13 protein-coding genes are annotated in these 18,535 nt (G+C 62.3%); 9 read left to right on the forward strand and 4 right to left on the reverse strand.

Annotated elements, in window-relative coordinates; translation table 11 throughout:
• Position 1: 1 nt before the first annotated feature.
• Complete coding sequence (locus DESLA_RS0116170; RefSeq protein WP_028573277.1) at positions 2 to 310, reverse strand: DUF485 domain-containing protein; 309 nt, start codon at positions 308 to 310, stop codon at positions 2 to 4.
• A 328-nt stretch (positions 311 to 638) separates the two neighbouring features.
• Here DESLA_RS0116170 and DESLA_RS0116175 point away from each other — a divergent pair, with 328 nt between their 5' ends.
• The 3 genes from DESLA_RS0116175 to DESLA_RS21980 are packed head-to-tail and all read left to right on the forward strand — an operon-like array spanning position 639 to position 5,849.
• On the forward strand, positions 639 to 2,576 hold the full coding sequence (locus DESLA_RS0116175) for an ABC-F family ATP-binding cassette domain-containing protein (protein WP_028573278.1): 1,938 nt from the start codon (positions 639 to 641) through the stop codon (positions 2,574 to 2,576).
• Entirely contained in the window at positions 2,563 to 3,795 is a 1,233-nt protein-coding gene (locus DESLA_RS0116180) for a D-alanyl-D-alanine carboxypeptidase family protein (protein WP_051434764.1), read from the forward strand. The genes DESLA_RS0116175 and DESLA_RS0116180 overlap by 14 nt, the downstream gene beginning before the upstream one ends.
• Before the next feature lie 26 nt (positions 3,796 to 3,821).
• Positions 3,822 to 5,849, forward strand: coding sequence for a sensor histidine kinase (locus DESLA_RS21980; RefSeq protein WP_051434765.1), 2,028 nt, complete (start codon positions 3,822 to 3,824; stop codon positions 5,847 to 5,849).
• A 5-nt stretch (positions 5,850 to 5,854) separates the two neighbouring features.
• On the opposite strand, the gene DESLA_RS21015 is transcribed toward DESLA_RS21980, so the two are convergent.
• The gene (locus DESLA_RS21015) at positions 5,855 to 7,444 is read right to left on the reverse strand and encodes a two-component system sensor histidine kinase NtrB (RefSeq protein WP_051434766.1); all 1,590 of its coding nucleotides are present in this window, start codon (positions 7,442 to 7,444) and stop codon (positions 5,855 to 5,857) included.
• Positions 7,445 to 7,689: 245 nt separating this feature from the next.
• Between DESLA_RS21015 and rimO the strand changes: the two genes are divergently transcribed.
• A complete protein-coding gene (gene rimO, locus DESLA_RS0116195; protein ID WP_084032135.1) occupies positions 7,690 to 9,036 on the forward strand; it encodes a 30S ribosomal protein S12 methylthiotransferase RimO in 1,347 nt (448 codons plus the stop codon).
• A 10-nt stretch (positions 9,037 to 9,046) separates the two neighbouring features.
• Here the strand turns inward: rimO and DESLA_RS0116200 are convergent, their stop codons facing one another.
• A complete protein-coding gene (locus DESLA_RS0116200) occupies positions 9,047 to 10,261 on the reverse strand; it encodes a two-component system sensor histidine kinase NtrB (RefSeq protein WP_028573281.1) in 1,215 nt (404 codons plus the stop codon).
• Between the two features lie 577 nt (positions 10,262 to 10,838).
• Between DESLA_RS0116200 and DESLA_RS0116210 the strand changes: the two genes are divergently transcribed.
• The 5 genes from DESLA_RS0116210 to DESLA_RS21020 all read left to right on the forward strand — a co-directional run bounded on the left by DESLA_RS0116210 (position 10,839) and on the right by DESLA_RS21020 (position 17,013).
• On the forward strand, positions 10,839 to 12,074 hold the full coding sequence (locus DESLA_RS0116210; protein WP_084032137.1) for a TraB/GumN family protein: 1,236 nt from the start codon (positions 10,839 to 10,841) through the stop codon (positions 12,072 to 12,074).
• Between the two features lie 458 nt (positions 12,075 to 12,532).
• Positions 12,533 to 13,498: a thiamine pyrophosphate-dependent dehydrogenase E1 component subunit alpha gene (locus DESLA_RS0116215; protein WP_028573283.1), complete on the forward strand. Its 966-nt coding sequence runs from the start codon at positions 12,533 to 12,535 to the stop codon at positions 13,496 to 13,498.
• Between the two features lie 194 nt (positions 13,499 to 13,692).
• Positions 13,693 to 14,670, forward strand: a complete 978-nt coding sequence (locus DESLA_RS0116220) for an alpha-ketoacid dehydrogenase subunit beta (protein WP_028573284.1) — start codon at positions 13,693 to 13,695, stop codon at positions 14,668 to 14,670.
• A gap of 55 nt (positions 14,671 to 14,725) precedes the next feature.
• A complete protein-coding gene (locus DESLA_RS23495; protein WP_245590083.1) occupies positions 14,726 to 15,028 on the forward strand; it encodes a hypothetical protein in 303 nt (100 codons plus the stop codon).
• 38 nt (positions 15,029 to 15,066) lie between these two features.
• On the forward strand, positions 15,067 to 17,013 hold the full coding sequence (locus DESLA_RS21020) for a molybdopterin-containing oxidoreductase family protein (protein ID WP_245590112.1): 1,947 nt from the start codon (positions 15,067 to 15,069) through the stop codon (positions 17,011 to 17,013).
• A 422-nt stretch (positions 17,014 to 17,435) separates the two neighbouring features.
• On the opposite strand, the gene DESLA_RS21025 is transcribed toward DESLA_RS21020, so the two are convergent.
• Positions 17,436 to 18,518, reverse strand: coding sequence for a nickel/cobalt transporter (locus DESLA_RS21025; protein WP_051434767.1), 1,083 nt, complete (start codon positions 18,516 to 18,518; stop codon positions 17,436 to 17,438).
• Between the last annotated feature and the right edge of the window lie 17 nt (positions 18,519 to 18,535).

Consider the following 18,535-nt stretch of genomic DNA (forward strand, 5'->3'; position numbering starts at 1 on the left):
TTTAGTCCCTCCTCATGCTTTTCAACACGTCCTTGACGGACTTGTCGTAGGAGGAGTTGGCCCAGAACACGTAGACGCCGGTCAGGACCCAGGCCAGGACAATGAGCAGCATCCCCACGGGAATGCCGATGGTCAGATGTTCTCCGATCTTATACGCCAAAACGTCCTTGGCGAATGCCAGGACGAGAATGAATCCATAGTACGCGACCAGCATGATCGCGGCCAGAGTGAGGGAAACCTTCCATTTGCGGACGACCAGTTTCTGGAACTTTTCGGCGTCCAATGAGCCTTTGGGACGATCAGTGGGCATGGGCAATCTCCTTGAGAGGTGAAATACGAACAGGATTGTTCGGGTACAAAACCCGCGAACCATGAACCCCCTTGTTCGATTTTGCACATGCTCCTCGCCGAACGGCGCGATTGGGAAGGTCAGGGAACGGGAGACCATAAACCTACCGATCCCGACTCCGACCCCGACAACGGCATTACTCTATGCTGAATAGTTATAGCTTATTTTGATACAAGAATATCTCTCTCGTCCGTGGATAGCATGCTGGGCAATCACCATGCCGTAATGATGAATTTGCCTCGCCAGGCCTCTCTTCCAGTCCGTTCGTTTGTGGTGTACACGCCATACCATGGCTGCGCCGATTCTCATCTCCTTCACCGGTCTGACCAAGGCCTTTACCGCCCACCCGCTGTTCACCGGCATCACCCTCGGCCTGTTCGAAGGCGAGCGCACGGGACTGATCGGTCCCAACGGCTCCGGAAAATCCACCCTGCTCAAAATCATCGCGGGGTTGGAAGAACCGGACCAGGGCGAGGTGCATCGGCGCAAGGACGTGCGCGTGGTCTATCTCGCCCAGGAAGAGCGCTTCGCTCCTGGAAGCACGGTGGAACAGGTTCTGCTGGAAGCCCTGACCGAAAAATCGCCTGAAAAATCGCCTGCCGAATCATCTGCCGAATCATCTGGAGGGTCAGTCGAAAGACCTTCTGAGCCACTCATCGAAAGCCATTCAACCCCAGAAGCCTTTCAGCGCGTCTGGGAGATATCCAGCCGCCTGCATCTGCCCGACGGCTCCACCCCGGTGGACACCCTGTCCGGAGGCTGGCGCAAGCGCCTGGCTCTGGCCCGGGCCCTGATCCAGGAACCGGACCTGCTTCTGCTGGACGAACCCACCAACCACCTGGACCTGGAAGGCATCCTCTGGCTGGAAAAGCTGCTGCTTCAGGTTCCCTTCGCCTTTGTCCTGGTCAGCCACGACCGGGTCTTTCTGGAAACCGTCACCAACCGGATCGTGGAACTGAACCGCGTTTACCCCGAAGGGTTCCTGCGGGTGGAGGGCAACTACAGTACGTTTCTCGACAAGCGCGAAGCTCTCGTCGCGGCCCAGGAGGTCCAGGAACAGGTTCTGGCCAACAAGGTTCGTCGGGAGATCGAATGGTTGCGGCGCGGGCCAAAGGCCCGAACCATCAAGGCCCGGGCGCGCATCGACGAAGCCCATCGCCTCCAGGACGAACTGGCCGATGTCGGCGCCCGCAACGCCCTCAAGCAGACCGTGGATATCACCTTCGACGCCACGGGCCGCAAGACCAAACGGCTGTTGGAGGCCCGGGATGTGAGCCTGTCCATGGGAGGGCAAGTGCTTTTTTCCGACCTGGATATCCTGCTCTCCCCCGGAACCCGCCTGGGAATCATGGGACCCAACGGCGCGGGCAAAAGCAGTCTGATGCGGCTGCTGCACGGTTCGCTTCAGCCGGGCCAAGGGACGCTGCGCCGGGCCGACGGTCTGCGGATGGTCTACTTTGATCAGAAGCGCGAACAGCTCGATCCCGAAGCCACCTTGCGCCAAGCCCTGGCGCCCACCGGGGACACCGTGGTCTTCCAGGACCGCGCCCTGCACGTGGTCACCTGGGCCAAGCGCTTTCTGTTCCGGCCGGACCAACTCGGGCTGCCGGTGTCCCTGCTTTCCGGCGGGGAACGGGCCAGGGTGCTTATCGCCCGGCTGATGCGCACCCCGGCGGACGTCCTGCTCCTGGACGAACCCACCAACGACATCGATATTCCGACCCTGGAAGTGCTCGAGGAAGGGTTGCGGGAGTTCCCCGGGGCCATCGTGCTGATCACCCACGACCGCTATTTGCTGGATACCCTCTGCGACCGGTTGTTGGCCCTGGAGCCGGGAAAAGACGGACACGGTCAGACGCGCTATTTTTCGGATTATGCTCAGTGGCTGACGGCGCGTTCATCCTCCGCCGTATCCGCCGTATCCATCGAATCAGGCGACAAACCCGTTGCTGCCAAGCCGTCCGCCCCCAAGCCGCGGCGTCCGGTCAAGCTTTCCTACGGCGAACAGCGGGAACTGGACGGCATGGGGGAACGGATTCGGGAGGCCGAGGTTTTGGAGCAGGAGCTGCGCCAGGCTTTGGAAGCTCCCAAAAACGTCTCCAACGCCGAGGTTCTGGCCGACCTGGCCGCCCGACTGGACCGGGCCGAGGCCGGCCTGCTCGGCCTTTATGAACGTCTTGACGAACTGGAAACCAAGCAACGGGAATATGAACATGCCCCGACGTGACCAATTCGCAGTACCGCTGTACCGGGCCGCGCGGGTCGCTTTTGCGACGGCGCTTTTCCTGTTCTTGAGTCTGCTTCCGGGACTGCTTCCGGGACTGCTTCCGGGACTGAGCGCCGCCCAGGCCCAGGGTTTCGTCCCCTCGTCCTCCGCAGCGGCGGCCGCCTATCTGCTCATGGACGCGGACAGCGGGCGACTTCTGGTGGCCCAGGACATCGACGCCCCGAGGGAGCCGGCCAGCCTGACCAAAATGATGACCGTCTACGTGGCCGGACAAAAGTTGCTCCAAGGGGCCATCTTCATGACCGACGAAGTCCGGGTGAGCCAAAATGCCTGGCGGATGACCGGATCCCGGATGTTCCTGGATCTGAACTCCACCGTGTCCGTGGCCGCGTTGCTGCACGGGATCATCGTCCAGTCCGGCAACGACGCCAGCGTGGCCCTGGCCGAACACGTCGCCGGCACCGAGGCCGAATTCGTCGAGTTGATGAACCGCACCGCCCGGGAACTGGGCATGACCCGGACCACCTTCGCCAACGCCACCGGGCTCCCGGCTCGGGCCGCAGTCCAGACCACGGCCCGGGACATGGCCACCCTGTCCCTGGCCCTGATGCACGACCATCCCTACCTGTACAGCCTGCATTCCATCAGACACTTCGAGTATAACAACATCAACCAGACCAACCGGAACCGCCTGCTTCACCACGACCCCACCGTGGACGGCATCAAGACCGGCTACACCCGAGCAGCGGGCTATTGTCAGACCACTTCGGCGATGCGCGGCGAAATGCGGCTCATCGCCGTGGTTCTTGGCGCGGGCTCCACGGCCGCCCGCACCCGACTGAACCAGGAACTTCTGGACTACGGTTTCAGCCACTACGAAACCCATCGGCTGCATACTCGCGGAGAGCCCCTGGGCGCGATCAGGGTCTGGAAGGCGCGTCAAAGCGAGCTGCCTTACGGCCTGGACACGGACATCGTGGTGACCATCCCCAGGGGACGACTTCCGGATCTGGACCGACGCGTCTCCCTTTCCCTGACCGAGCCGGTGCTCGGCCCGATGCTTCGGGGCCAGAAGGTCGGCGAACTGCAGATCGTCCTGGGCGATCAAATCCTGGCCAGAGAGGACCTCTTCACCCTGGCTGAGGCGGCTCCCGCCGGTTTTTTCAGCCAAGTGGTGGACTCCGTCCGCCTGCTTCTGTTACGCACCAATCTGCTCTGACTCCGCTGACCACATCCCCGCCAGCCATGGACCAGGACCACGCATCTCACCTCCAAGCCGCCTTGGATGAAGCCCACGCCGAAATCGCCCGTCTTCGCGACCAGCGGAAAGACGACCGGCGCGAACTGGAAGCGTTGCGTGAAGCGCGGGACAACCTGCATGCCCTGTTTCACCACGGTCCCGACGCCATATTCATCTGTTCCTCGGCCGACCGAATCATCGACCTGAACCACAGGGCCGCGGACCTGTTCGGTTTGCCCCGCATGGAACTCATGGCCCTGAGTCCGCGCTTGGATCTGCTTCGCCCCCGCGGCCCGTTGGACAAGTTCGAGGACATCCGGGCCAAACTCCCGGACGGGGACGTCCTGAACTTCAACTGGGTGGCCAAGCGCCCCGGAGACGGCAAACTGTTTCCGGTGGAAATCTCCCTCGCCAAGACCATCTGGGACCGCCAAGACGCCATGCTGGTCTGCCTGCGGGACATCACCCAGAACCGCCGGATCAAGAATCTGCTCCGTCGACGACGCAAATTGCTGGCCGTGATCCTGGACGGCACCCCCATCGCCACCTTTGTGATCGATACGGAGCACCGGGTGATCTTCTGGAACAAGGCCTGTGAAATCCTGACCGGCGTGCCCAGGAGCGAATGCCTGGGCAAGCCGGTGGACTCTCGTATTTTCTATCCCGAGCCGTCCAGGCCGGTATTGGCCGATCTTGTTCTGACCATGGACCGACCAAAAATTGCCGCCCTCTACCGGGATAAAAATCTTTCCCCCAGCGCGTTCATCCCGGAGGCTTTCGAGGCCTCGGACCGGTTGGCCATCCAGGGCGCGGCGCGTTCCATGTACTTCCTGGCCGCCCGGTGCCGGGACGAACGCGGCGAAATCGTCGGAGCCATCGAGACCATCCAGGACATTACCGAACGGACCCAGGCCGAAGCCGAGCTCCGGGCCAGCAAGCGCCTGCTCACGGAGATCACCGCGAACATCCCCGGAGTGGTCTACCAGTATCAGGCTTCCGGCGAGGAACAGGGGAGTTTCACATTCATCAGCGAGGGCATCTGGAACCTGTTTGGGCTGCCCGCGGAAAGTACGCTCCGGAAACCGGAACTGTTTTTCGAGCGCGTCGATCCCGAAGTTCGCAAGCGCTTTTCCACGTCCCTGACCTGCTCCGAACCTCCCGAGCACCCGGTGGAGTTCGAGTTCTCCATGCGTCGGGACGAAGGCGGGATACGCTGGTTCAAGAACAGCTCCCTGGCGTCCAGAAACCGGGATGGAACGGTGGTCTGGAACGGGATGCTCACGGACATCACGGAAATCAAGCGCGTCGAATCGTTGCGGGCCGACGTGGAGCGGATGGTTCGCCACGACCTGAAGTCGCCCCTGACCGGCATAGGCGGACTGGCCAAGGTGTTGCTGCGCGAGGAACTTCCCGACCGCCAGCGGGAGATCGTGTCCACGATCTACCAGAGCGCCATGAAGCTTTTGCACATGCTCGGCCATTCCATGGCCCTGTTCAAGATGGAGGAGGGCGCTTACGAACTTCAGCCGGAACCCTTCGATCTGATCCGGATGCTGCATGGCCTGCACGAGGAGTTTCTGCCGTCGGCCATCGCCAGGTCCCTGGAGTTCGTCTATCTGTTGGACGGCAACCCCCTGCCCTGGGACGACCGATACATGCTCTCCGGAGAGGCGATCCTGCTCGAATCCCTGTTCGCCAATCTGATCCAGAACGCCGTGGACGCCGCTCCGGAAGGCACCCGGATCACCATTGCCGTTCGTTCTCCGAAGAACAACGGATCAGACCGCCATCAAGGGAGTCTCCGAGGTGCGATGCATGAAATCGACATCCACAACTTCGGCGCCATACCGGAAGACATCCGCGATCATTTTTTCGATCGCTACGTAACCTACGGCAAGGAGCACGGCTCCGGCATTGGAACCTACAGCGCCATGCTCATCGCCAAGACCCACGGAGGGACCATCCGGTTCACCACCTCCGAAGCCGAAGGGACCCACCTGGTCGTCTCCCTGCCCCGGCGCCATCCCGCCTGACGTTCTTATCTGTTCCACGTTTCTTGTCGCGGTTCTTGGTCGAAATGCCCGGCAACAGGCGTTTCCATGTCCACGTAGGGTTGCAGCAGCAGGTCGACCTGGGTGCCCTTGCCGGGTCGGCTGCTCAGGCGCAGGTCGCCCCCCAGGTCGCTGATGATCTTCTTGGTCATGGCCAGCCCCAGGCCGGCTCCGGACCCGGTTTGCTTGGTGGTGAAGAAGGGGTTGAAGATCTTGTCCTGGATCTCCACCGGAATGCCGTGACCGGTATCCTCGATGCTGATCAGGACCTGGCGGCGTTCCATGGCCGTGGTCACCGTGAGCCGCCCGCCATCGGGCATGGCCTCCAGGGCGTTCTTGATCAGATTGATCAAGCACTGTTTGAGCAGTTCGGCGTCGGCCCGGATCCTGGGCACTTCCTCCCCGAGCCGGACGTCCAGGATCACGCCGCGTTCCTGACTGCCGATCCCGAGCACCTGCACGGTTTCGGCGACGACCTGATTGGCGTCCACTTCCGCCAGTTCCGATGACGTGGGGCGGGCGAAGTTGATGATGTTCTTCAAAATTTTGTCCAGGCGTTTGGACTCTTCCAGAATGATCCGCACCTTTTCCCGGCTGTTCTCGGTCAGTTCCTGAGAGCGCAGCAGGGAGTTGGCGAACCCGCCGATGGCAAACAAGGGGTTGCGGATTTCATGGGCGATGTACGTGGACAATTCACCGATGGCGGCCAGCTTTTCGGCCTGCTGCAAGCGCTTCTCCATTTCCGTGCGCAACGTGACGTCCCGACGCACTTCGATCATCCGGTGCACCCGCCCGGTTTCGTCGAACACCGGGTAGGCGGTCACCTGGTAGTAGTGGACCCGGCCCTGCTCATCCATCCAGGTTTGCAGCGTCTCCTGCTCCCGTCGATGCGCAAGGGTCGTCAACACCGGCCAGTCCCGGCGCGTCGGACCGCAGGCCACCTGGCCCGGTCCGGCGGGAACCGTGCTGCTGGATTGATGCAGCAACGCCTGCTTGTCCACGCCGTGCCGCTCGCAGACCTGTCTGTTCACGTCCAGAATGCGTCCCTGGTCGTCCAGAAAGAAAATGTCGTCCGGCAGTTCGTCGACAATGGTGTTCAGCAGGGTTCGGCTGCCGCGCAGATCGGTCTGGCATTTACCGGAAACCTCGTTCATCACCAGCAGACAACACAGAAAGACCGCGCAGGCGCGGTCCAATAAGGCCACCGAGGGCGGCAATATCCGGCGCAGGCTGCGCACGGTTTCCGAGTCACCCGATAGATTCACCACCAGATTGATGTCCGGATGGGCCGCCATCATGGCCGCCGGGTCCGTGAACCGGAGGATGCGCCGCTTCGTCAGTTCCTGCTCGTGCGCCGCCGGAACCTGACCTGTGCACGCCGCGAGGCGCATGCGGGGAAGATGCGTTTCGTGCGCCGCATGGTCCAGCAGTCCCAGGATCGCGGCAAAGATCGACGAGAGGGCCGCGTCGTCTCGCCGAACCGATCCAGCCTCCGGGCAGACCAATCCGACCAGGAAGTCTCCTTGGGCCGCTTCCAGGACGCGAACGGCTTCATTGTAACCTGCTGAAAGATGCATGGATTCCTCGTGGGGTTGACGAGCCATAACAGTCCGTTGAAAAATACCCAATTGCTGCGTCGCTGCAAAAAGTTCAAACTCTCACGTATGAATAAATACGCTTCGACCTTGAACTTTTATTGCTCCTTGCACTTGGGGTTTTTGAACGGACTGTGACGAAAGACTTTTTCAACACTCAGACAAGTTCCGTGCCAAGCGCTGGGCGCAATTCCCGAAAGTCCTCAAACCGCGAGCAACGGACCCGAATGTCAAGCCATACCCTCAATCCCATTCCGACTTCAAGCGACCCCGCGGACCCCGCCGGGCCGGGCGTCTGGTGCGTCAGCCTGGGCTGTCCCAAAAACCGCGTGGATACGGAGCGCATGCTCGGAGCGCTCGGCCCCGGGCGGGTGGTGCAGGACATCCATCAGGCCCAAATCGTGTTGATCAACACCTGCGGCTTCATCGCCCCGGCAGTAGAGGAGTCCACCCGCGTGATTCTGGAAACCGCGCAGGACATCGCCGACCTTCACCCCCGGCCCCTACTGGTGGTCGCGGGGTGCCTGGTTTCCCGGTTCGGGGCGGAACTGCGCGAAGCCATCCCGGAGGTGGACCTCTGGCTGAACGTGGCCGAGGAGGACCAATTGATTCCACGGCTGGCCGACCTGGGCCGCGCGCTCCCCCTAGCAACGCCGCCCGGCCGGGTCGTCAGCACCAAGCCGGTCTACGCCTATCTGAAAATCGGCGAAGGCTGCGACCATCGCTGCCGCTTCTGCACCATCCCGTCCATCCGCGGCCCGCTGAAAAGCGCGCCGCCGGACCTGATCGTGGCCGAGGCCCAAGCGCTTCTGGGGCAGGGCGTCCGGGAACTGATTCTGGTGGCCCAGGATCTGACGTCCTACGGCCGGGACCTGGGCTCACGAAACGCCTTGGAATCCCTGCTCGCCCGGTTGGCCGGACTGCCTGGACTGGACTGGCTGCGGCTGATGTATCTCTATCCCGCCGGCCTGACGCCGCGCCTGCTGCGTTTTCTGGCCGAACTCGGACCGCCTCTGCTGCCCTATTTCGACATCCCCTTGCAGCACGCCCACCCGGACATCCTCCGGGCCATGGGCCGCCCCTTCACCGGAGATCCGCGCTACGTGGTGGACCGGGTCCGGGAGCATTTTCCGGAAGCGGCCCTGCGCACCAGCCTGATCGTCGGCTACCCCGGCGAACGGCCCCACCATTTTCAACAGCTCTCCGATTTCGTCGCCGAAACCCGGTTTCACCATCTCGGAGTCTTCGCCTTCTGCCCGGAGCCGGGAACCAAGGCCGCGGCCCTGCCCGGCCAGGTCGGCGCCAAGACCAAGGCTCGACGCCGTGAAGGGCTGATGAAGCTGCAAGCCGACATCAGCGCCGAAATCCTCGCACAATACCAGGACCGGGAAATGGACGTGTTCGTGGAACGTCCCAGCCCTGAATGGCCGGGACTTCATGAAGGCCGGGTCTGGTTCCAGGCCCCGGAAGTGGACGGCATCACCTACGTCAGCGGCGAAACCATCCGCCCCGGCGAATTGGTCCGGGCCGAAATCACCGATACCAAGACCTATGATCTGGCGGCTTTGGTTTGATAAGGAGGCGTCAATCTCGCGCTTGTTCCCACGCCCTGGGAAAAATCATGGCGACCCTGGCGCCTTTGCCCGGTGAACTCGTGATCTCCAGATTGCCTCCGTGCAGGGCCATGATCCTCTGCGCGACAGCCAATCCCATTCCGGTCCCCACCGCCTTGGTGGTGAAGAACGGGTCGCGGACAAAGGGGGTATCCTGCTCGGAAATTCCTCGTCCTTTGTCCACAACGAGCACGACGAGGGCGTCCTCGTTTGCCCGTGCTTCGATGGTCACAATCTTGTCTTGATCGGGCGCTCCGCCATAGGACTCGAAGGCGTTTTCCAGGATCGCGTCCAGGGCCGCGGCCACTTGTCCGGAGTCGGCCTGGATTGTCCAGTCCGGGGAAAGCGAGTCGGATGCTTCGAGTATTCTTTCGGGATGCGCGGCGCACTCGCGAACACGTTGGACGGCTCCGAGCAGTACGTCTTGCACGGCAAGACGCTCGAGCGTCCCGGGGACGATGGAGACGTACTCCCGGACGGCGGCGGCCATCCGCTCCAGACGCTGGGCCGACTCCATCACGCTTCGGAGATACTCCGCGACCTTGTCCGGGTTGTCCGTGTGCTTTGCGGCGAGCCCCGCGAACCCGCCGATGGTCATGATCGGATTGCGGATTTGGTGGGCAATGGACAGGGCCAGGTTGTTCAGGCTGTCGGCCCGCTGCTGCTCCGCGAGACGCTTCTCTTCCAGAGCGGCCTTTTCCCGCTGGTGCATCAGGTGCAGCTCGGTCAGGTCCTGAACCAGGACGACCAACCTCCAGTCGTCCCCGCCGAAACGCAGGAACGAAGAGGTGATCTTCAAGAAAAACCACTGGCCGTCCGGCCTCGCGTACCAGACTTCCCGGCTCTCCCGAACCCGCGCCTCCTGAATCACGTCCAGGATCGCGTCGTTGAACTCGTTGTTCTCGGGATGGCCGATAAACAAAACGCTCCATCCCTGCTCCAGCAGCGTGTCTTTGGAGAAGCCGAGAATGGCGGCCAAAAGAGCGTTGACCTGAAAAACCCGTCCTTCCTTGCCCACGATCATCAAACCGGCGGGCATGCTTTCCAGCACGTTTTCGACAACGCTCTCCCGGATCAACTCATTCGGATCGTTGTCCGGGACGACGCTCCGCTTGCCGGATTCTTGCCAGACCTCGGAGGGAGACGTTTTCGGCTCCAATGGGGATTTTCGAGAAGGAGGGGGCATCGGGAATTTCTCCATTCGACTCGTCCAAGATCGGCAAGCCGCGGTGAAGGTCGAAGTCGACCCTATATCGCAACCTCGGCGTTTGCCAAGACAATGCTCGGGGAATGTTAGGGGAAGCGTCCTCGAGCCTTCTTTGTGGAGCAGCGCCTTCAACAAAATTGCCAGGGCCACATGACGTTTCTAAAAACGGCGCCGTGCCGCGCGGCACCGTCAGGGTCATTTTTGTTTTCTGGAAAATCAATATAATTTCAGATATTTAGGTTGCAGCATATTCAAAGGGAACCCCCAGGGTGGGCCAGCAACCATCGAAATCGCTATCGAAATCGCTATCGAAATCGCTATCGAAATCGCTATCGAAATCGCTATCGAAATCGGAAAGTTTCCAGAAATCGATTTCGATCACGATTTCGATTTCGATACCGATTCAGAGCCCCCGTAGTGCGAGAACAAATCTGTCCTGCCGGCGCCGTGTCGCCCGCTTGCCCTCCAATCCGGCACGGTGTAGACAATTCCATTTTTTGCCGTGCTCAAAATGAACTGCTGCCCGGCTTCATCCCTCTTTCCAGAACCAAATCGAATGCACCCAGAACCATCTTCCCCGTCATCTCCCTCTGTCGAAGCGGCCGAAACCGGTCAACAGGCCCAGGTCCTTGAACTTCCGTCCTGCGTGAAGCACGTCCGGGTGGGCGGGAAGGACGTGTATCTCGTGGGCACGGCCCATGTGTCCAAGCAGAGCGTTGAGGACGTCCGGACCACGGTGGAGATGGTTCATCCGGACACCATCTGCGTGGAACTGTGCCCGTCCCGGCATCGGGCTTTGATAGACCGGGACGGCTGGCGCAAGATGGACATCATGCGGGTGATCCGGGAGCGCAAGACGCCGTTTCTGCTGGCCCAACTGGTCCTTTCCTCGTTCTACCGCAAGCTGGGCGACCAACTGGGCATCCAGCCCGGAGCGGACATGGCCGAGGGCGTGCGCTTGGCCAAGGAGACCGAGGCCCATCTGGTCCTGGCGGACCGGGAGGTGGAGATCACCTTGAAACGGACTTGGCGGCATCTGGGCTTTCTGGAAAAGTTCAAGATGGTCGGGCAGTTGCTGATGGGCCTGATCTTTGCCGGCAAAATCGACGACGGCGTTGTCGAATCCCTGAAGCAGAAGGACCAGATGGAAATCCTGATGGACGCCTTTGCGGACGAATTCCCCCAGGTCAAGCGCCGGCTCATCGACGAGCGCGACCTGTTCCTGGCCCAGAAGATCCGCGAGGCCCCAGGCCAGACCGTGGTCGCCGTGGTCGGGGCCGGGCACATGGCCGGGATAGAAAACCACATCCACCAGGATACGGACCTCGGCCCCCTGACGGTCCTGCCGCCCAAGTCCAATATCGGCTCGTTCCTGAAGTGGGCCATTCCCATCGCCATCGTGGTCCTGATCGCCTGGGGATTTCTCAAGGAAGGCCAGGCCCACGCCATGGAATCGGCCATCATCTGGGTCGCCCTGAACAGCGTTCTTGCCGGGCTGGGCGCGGTGCTGGCCTGGGCCCATCCGTTGACCGTACTCACGGCCATGGTCGCCTCGCCGTTCACCAGCCTGAATCCGATGATCGCCGCCGGATTCGTGGCCGGATTCGTCCAGGCCCTGATTCGGCGGCCCACCGTGGCGGACCTGGAAGACCTGCCCCAGGCCATCACCTCCCTGAAAGGCTTCTGGACCAACCCCTTGTGCCGGATTCTGCTGGTGGTGGCCCTGGTCAACCTGGGCAGCTCCCTGGCGGCCTTCATCTCCGGCGGCTGGATCGCGGCCCGGACATTTTGAACAAAGGCCGCCACCCCGGCGGCCTTTTCGCTTTTCCGCTCCCTTTCGACCCGGCACGTATCCAGTCCGGTCCGGACAATCATCTGCCCAGCCCACCGACATCCGCCGAACCCTCGCCAGGGCAATTTTGTTCTCGAGCTATGGGCGCTCTGGATCGGTATCGAAATCGAAATCGTGATCGAAATCGATTTCCGGCAATGTTCCGATTTCGATAGCGATTTCGATAGCGATTTCGATTTCGATGAGTTATGCTCCACCCAGGGTGTTCCCCCCTTGAACGTCATCCTGTCTATCACTCTGAAATCATGAAAATTTTTCAGAGAACAAAATAGCCCTGGAGCCCTCCCTTTTAGGGGTTCAAGAAGCACTGTTTTCCTGCTACCTCATTTCTTCCATCAAACGCCTGGCCGCACCGTCGCGCGGCATCGCCCGCAACCATGTCACCGCACGGAGGTTTCATGAATATCCCCGAGGAAAAGCAAAAGGAAATGCTCTGGACCATGCTGCTGTCCCGCCGGTTTGAGGACGAACTGGCCGAGTTGTGCAAGATCGAGGGCAAAATCCCCGGAATGACGATCCTCAGCACCGGACAGGAGGCCGTGGGCTCCGGGGCTTGCGCGGCCCTGGCCCCGGAGGACGTGATCATCTCCAACCACCGCAGCCACAATCACCTTCTGGCCAAGGGGGCCGACCCCAACGCCCTGATGGCCGAGATCTACTGCAAGCGCACCGGCTGCAACAAGGGCAAGAGCGGCACGCTGCACCTGGCCGTGCCCGAGGTCAACGCGCCCTGTACCTCCACCGTGGTCGGAGCCGGGCCGCCCATTGCCGTGGGTCAGGCCTTTGCCCAACAGTACAAGGGCGAACAGCGGGTCACGGTCTGCTTTTTCGGCGACGGCGCGGCGGCAGAGGGATCAGTGCACGAGGCCATGAACCTGGCCGCGCTGTGGCGGCTGCCCGTGATCTTCATCTGCGAGAACAACGTCTACGCCGGGGCCCAGCGCTATGAAGAGCACGCCCCGAACCCGAGCATGGCCGACCGGGCCACGGCCTACGCCATGCCCGGCGAGGCGGTGGACGGCAACGACGCCCTGGCCGTGTATCAGGCCGTGCGGGACGCCAGGGAGCGTGCATTGGCCGGAGAAGGGCCGAGCCTCATCGAGTGCAAGACCTACCGCTGCCGGGGGCACGGAGAAGCCGATCCCCAGCATTATCAGCCCAAGGAAGAGATTTGCGCCTGGCAGGAAAAATGCCCCATCCCCCGCCTGCGGGATGACCTCCTGAGCCAGGGACTGATCACCCCGGAAGAGGTGCGGGACATGGAGGCCCGGGCCGAGGCCGTGGTGAAGGAGGCGGTGCGTTTTGCGGAAGACAGCCCGTTTCCCAACCCTGAAGAGGCGCTGGAGGATGTTCTGGTGGCGTGACCGATTGGAAAAGCCGGAATAGCCGCTCAGCACAATTTCATGAGAAAGCATGTGTTGGTCCGGCATGTCTCGATTTTTGGGAATCGCTTGTTTGACTGAGCTACGAGGCTGGCGAAGGAGTTGCGAGGCCCAAAAATCGAGACATGCGGGACCGCTGGTGAAGCACTGCGAGCCATAAGCAAAGGAAGGATATCATGCAGAAACTCGGAATGGGACAAGCCATAAATCAGGCCCTGCGGGAGGAAATGCGCCGCGACCCCAACGTGTTCATCGCCGGAGAAGGCGTGGGCGTGAGCATTCACTTGAACCCCATGTTTCCCACCCACGGCCTGCTGGAAGAGTTCGGGCCGAAGCGGGTCAAGGACACTCCGGTTTCCGAAGCGGCCATCGCCGGGTTGGCCGTGGGAGCGGCCGAGGCCGGGCTGCGGCCGGTGGTGGAAATCATGTTCAACCCCTTCTTCACCCTGGCCTCGGACATGATCGTCAACCACGCGGCCAAGCTGCGTTACCTGTCCGGCGGCAAATCTACGTTTCCCCTGGTGGTGCGTATGAAATCCGGCGCGGGAATCGGCGCCGGATGTCAGCATTCGCATAACCTGGAGGCCTGGGTGGCCCATTGCCCCGGCCTGAAGGTGGTCATGCCGGCCACGGCGGCGGACGCCAAGGGACTGCTCAAATCAGCCATCCGGGACGACAATCCGGTGATCTTCATCGAGCATATGGGCCTGTACTTCGCGCCCATGCCCGTGCCCGAAGGGGAATATCTCACTCCCATCGGCAAGGCCGAGGTCAAGCGACCGGGCACGGACGTGACCGTGGTCACCTGGTCCGGCATGCTCGGCGTGGCCATGGCCGCGGCGGAAAAGCTGGCCCAGGAAGGCGTGGAGGTGGAAATCGTGGATCTGCGCACCCTGGTCCCCCTGGACAAGGAGGCCATCCTCGCTTCCGTGGCCAAGACCGGCCGACTGGTGGTCCTGCACGAAGCCACCCGCACCGGAGGCTTCGGCGGAGAAGTCGCTGCCGTGGTCATGGAGGAAGGCTTCAACCTGCTCAAGGCCCCGCTGCGCCGGGTCACCGGCCCGGACATCCCCGTCCCGGCCAGCCCTCCGCTGGAACGGTTCTACATCCCAGGCGACGACCAGCTGATCGCGGCGATCAAGGAGATTCTGTGAGATTTTGTAACCACATCCTCGCCCGCCCCCTGAACCGCAACGCACAGGAGGAACCATGCGCATCAACCGACGGACCTTTTTGCACTACTCGACCCTGGTGGCCTCGTCCCTGGCCCTGAGCGGCCTGCCCCTCTACGCCTACAACCCCCAGTCCGGGGCCGGGCCACGGGACGGGGTGCGCCGCAGTTATTGCGGCCTGTGTCACCCGCGCTGCGGCACCCTGCTGCACATGAAGGACGGCAAGGTCTTCGAGGTCAGCGGGGACCCGGACCATCCGGTGACCCGTGGCCTGATCTGCGAGCGGGGGTTGCTCATGCCGGAGCATATCCATCACCCGGACCGGATAATTATCCGCTGAAGCGGGTCGGGGCCCGGGGCGAGGGGAAATGGGAGCGGATTTCCTGGGATCAGGCCCTGGACGAGGTGGCCGCCAGGCTGAGTCGGCTGCGTGACGCCCACGGGCCGGAAACCCTGGGCTTCACCCACGGCACCAGCCGGACCCATCACTGGGACTGCCGCCGGTTCTACAACCTGTTCGGCTCGCCCAACGTCTGCGGGGCGAACAACATCTGCATGTGCCCGTCCTACGCCACGGAGTTCGCCACCTACGGCGGCATGGCCCGGGGCAATGCCCGGCAGGCCAAGTGCCTGGTGGTCTGGGGCAAGGCCTCGGCCAACTCCTCGCCCATCCAGGCCTGGCCGGCCACCCAGCAGGCCAGGCGCAACGGGGCGACGATCATTGTGGTGGATCCCCGGGAGATCGAGGAAGTGGCCCTGGCGGACATGTGGCTGCAGATCCGGCCGGGCACGGACCTGGCCCTGATGCTGGGCTGGATCCGGCTGATCATTGAAGAAGAGCTGTACGACGCGGACTTCGTAGCCCAGTGGACCGTGGGCTTCGACGAACTGCGGGAGGCGGTGCGGGAGTACACCCCGGAGAAGGTCAGCGGGATCACCTGGCTGCCCGTGGAGCAGATCACCGCAGCGGCCCGGATCTACGCCACCTCCAAGCCGGCCCAGCTGCCCTATGCCTACGGCCTGGACAAGCAGGGCATCAATTCCACCCAGTGCGCCCGGGCCCGGGCCATCCTGCGGTCCATTACCGGCAACCTGGAGATCCCGGGCGGGGAAACCTTCGGCCAGACCCCGGAGGTGGCCCGGGTGCGCGGGGAATTCGACCTGGTGGCCGCCGAGGCCATCGGCCCGGAGCAGCGGGCCAAGCAGCTCGGAGCGGACACGTACCCCTTTTTCGGCTTCCCCGGCTGGGAGCGCAACCTGGCCAACAACCGGAAGCTGCCCAAGGGCCAGGTCAACCCGCCGTCCATGTACCGGACCTGCGTGGCCCACATTCGGGACGTGTTCCAGGCGGCGATCACCAAAAAGCCTTACCCGATCACGGCCATGTTCTCCGTGGCCAGCAATCCGATGCTCTCCTTCCCGGACCCGAAAATGGTCTTCAACGCCCTGACCGCCCTGGAGCTGTACGTGGTCATGGAATACTACATGACCCCCTCCGCGGCCCTGGCGGACTATGTTTTCCCCTCGGCCACCACGGTGGAGCAGCCCGAACTGTGGGTCACCGGCGGGTTCTGCATGGCCTGTCCTCCGGGCATCGAGCCGCTCTACGAACGCCGGGACACCTATCAGTTCTACCGCGGCCTGGGTCTGCGCCTGGGCCAGGAAAACGACTGGCCGTGGGAGAACCTGGAGCAGGCCTGCGACTTTCGTCTGGAGCCCACGGGGCTGACCTTCCGGGAGCTGACCGAGCAGTATGGTTTTTTCGGCACGCCCGAATTCAAGCGCTACGAAACTTCAGGCTTCGGCACCCCGTCGGGCAAGGTGGAGCTGTATTCCAGCATCTTCGAGGAGTTGGGTTGCGAGCCACTGCCCACGTACAAGGAGCCCCTCTGGAGTCCGGCCGGGAATTCGGATCTGGCCCGGGAGTTTCCGCTGATCCTGATCACCGGCAGCCGGTTCATGCCCATGTACCATTCCGAGCAGCGTCAGATCGCATCGGCCCGGAAGGTGAATCCGGATCCACTGGTCCTGCTGCACCCGGAAACAGCCCGGGAACTGGGCCTGGAGAACGATCAGTGGGTGCTCGTGACCTCGCCCAAGGGCAAAATCCGGATGCGCCTGCGCACCTCCACCCGCATTCATCCGCGAATGGCCGACGCGCAGCACGGCTGGTGGTTCCCGGAACGCAGGCAGGAGCTTCCGGAACTCTTCGGGGTCTACGAGTCCAACGCCAACATGCTCTGCCCGCTGGAACCGGAACATTGCAGCCCGGAAATCGGCTCCTGGCCGCATTCGGCGTTGTTGTGTCGGGTTGAGGCCGCGTAATACCAATTCTACTTCGGCAATGCGTTTTTCGCTTGAGAAAATGCAGTTATCGGGGTCGGTATCGGGATAGATACTGTTTGTTCGCCAATAATCCTAATTCGACCCCGATGCCGATGCCGAAAGAGAAGCTTTGAATGAGAGTATCTACTCAGCTCATTTTGCGTCCGTTCATGCTCCGGCAATCGGGGTCGGGGTCGGCGCTTCGCTATCGGAGTCGGAATCGAAACAGGAAGAAATCAGAACACATCCCAGCGTTTTCGATCCCGATCCCGATTCCGACTCCGACCTCGGAACCGGTATTACTCTATGCTGAATAGTTACGAATTAGAAATGGTATAACGGGTCAATCCGTCCCAACGCCTAAACGCCTGAACCGCCCGGAACCATAGGTTGCGGGCGGTTCAGGCGTTTTTGGCCGACAATCAAACATACCCGGCGCTGAGCAGCAGGCTCGCGCCCAGGATGATTATCAAGGCCGCGCCCAGGCAGGCCAGGGTGCGGTGCAGGATGGCGAAGAGGCGTTTAGAGCGACGGCTGACGCCCAGCACGGCGTTGGTGGAGCCGACGGTGATCAGTCCCAAGGCCGAGGCGGTCAGGCCCATGCCCAGGGCCAGGGGGATCATGGCCGCCAAACCGGCCCAGAAGACGTTCAGACTGAGGGTGAAGAGCAGGATCAGGGCCGCGCCGGGGCAGGGCATCAGGCCGGTGGCCAGGGACAGGGTGATGATGTCCCTGGGGCTGGAACGCGGGCACTCATCGGCCTCTTCACCGGATTTCCCCTTTGCCGCCCGCCACCAGTCGAGCAAGGTCTTGCCCAGGAGGAAGAAGCCGATGAGTACGATCAGCGCGTAGCTGATGGACTCCAGCCTTCCTTCCACGGAGTGGAACGCGGCGATGTTCGCCCGCCCCAGAGCCCAGGAAAGCCCGACAATGATCACCACCGCGGAGAGGATGTGGGTGGCGGTGATCAGGTTGCCGAAAAGCAGGGCCTGCCGCCAGGTTCCCCGTCGGGAGACGAAATAGGAGCAGACGATGGATTTGCCGTGCCCCGGCCCCAGAGCGTGCACCACCCCGTACAGAAACGAGAGCAGCATCAGCTGCCAAGTGGCTGCCCCAAAAGGCCGTTCCTGGATCTGGCGGGCGTAGCTGGTCATCCGCTGGCGCAGCTCGCGTTGCAGGGCGATCATCTCGGCGAAAAACGGAGGCGTGATGCGCGGGGCCGCGGACGGAGGGCGGGCCAAAGGACGGTCCGGAGGTTCGCGGGAAGGCTGCCCGACTCGCTCTTCCAGTGCCGGGCGGCCTTGTTCGGCGGGCTGGCCCAAAAGCTCCCCGGCGGATTCGTCGATGTGTTGCCCAGTGGGTTGCACAGTTGATTGGCCCGTTGATTGTTCAGGGGGCCGTTCCCGGGACGGGGGAGTGAGAAACGGATTTTGGGCCAGGGCTTGGCCGATCCAGAGCAACACAAGCATGGCCGTAATCAGGGCGGTTATGGTGGTGCGGATCATGCCGTGGACGCGCTTCC

The sequence above is a fragment of the Desulfonatronum lacustre DSM 10312 genome (assembly GCF_000519265.1).
Lineage (GTDB): Bacteria > Desulfobacterota > Desulfovibrionia > Desulfovibrionales > Desulfonatronaceae > Desulfonatronum > Desulfonatronum lacustre.

What these genes read in the sequence shown, in the direction of transcription:
- DESLA_RS0116170 (WP_028573277.1), bottom strand. Translation starts at nt 310, where the DNA reads ATGCCCACTGATCGTCCCAAAGGCTCATTGGACGCCGAAAAGTTCCAG.
- DESLA_RS0116175 (WP_028573278.1), top strand. Translation starts at nt 639, where the DNA reads ATGGCTGCGCCGATTCTCATCTCCTTCACCGGTCTGACCAAGGCCTTT.
- DESLA_RS0116180 (WP_051434764.1), top strand. Translation starts at nt 2,563, where the DNA reads ATGCCCCGACGTGACCAATTCGCAGTACCGCTGTACCGGGCCGCGCGG.
- DESLA_RS21980 (WP_051434765.1), top strand. Translation starts at nt 3,822, where the DNA reads ATGGACCAGGACCACGCATCTCACCTCCAAGCCGCCTTGGATGAAGCC.
- DESLA_RS21015 (WP_051434766.1), bottom strand. Translation starts at nt 7,444, where the DNA reads ATGCATCTTTCAGCAGGTTACAATGAAGCCGTTCGCGTCCTGGAAGCG.
- rimO (WP_084032135.1), top strand. Translation starts at nt 7,690, where the DNA reads ATGTCAAGCCATACCCTCAATCCCATTCCGACTTCAAGCGACCCCGCG.
- DESLA_RS0116200 (WP_028573281.1), bottom strand. Translation starts at nt 10,261, where the DNA reads ATGCCCCCTCCTTCTCGAAAATCCCCATTGGAGCCGAAAACGTCTCCC.
- DESLA_RS0116210 (WP_084032137.1), top strand. Translation starts at nt 10,839, where the DNA reads ATGCACCCAGAACCATCTTCCCCGTCATCTCCCTCTGTCGAAGCGGCC.
- DESLA_RS0116215 (WP_028573283.1), top strand. Translation starts at nt 12,533, where the DNA reads ATGAATATCCCCGAGGAAAAGCAAAAGGAAATGCTCTGGACCATGCTG.
- DESLA_RS0116220 (WP_028573284.1), top strand. Translation starts at nt 13,693, where the DNA reads ATGCAGAAACTCGGAATGGGACAAGCCATAAATCAGGCCCTGCGGGAG.
- DESLA_RS23495 (WP_245590083.1), top strand. Translation starts at nt 14,726, where the DNA reads ATGCGCATCAACCGACGGACCTTTTTGCACTACTCGACCCTGGTGGCC.
- DESLA_RS21025 (WP_051434767.1), bottom strand. Translation starts at nt 18,518, where the DNA reads ATGATCCGCACCACCATAACCGCCCTGATTACGGCCATGCTTGTGTTG.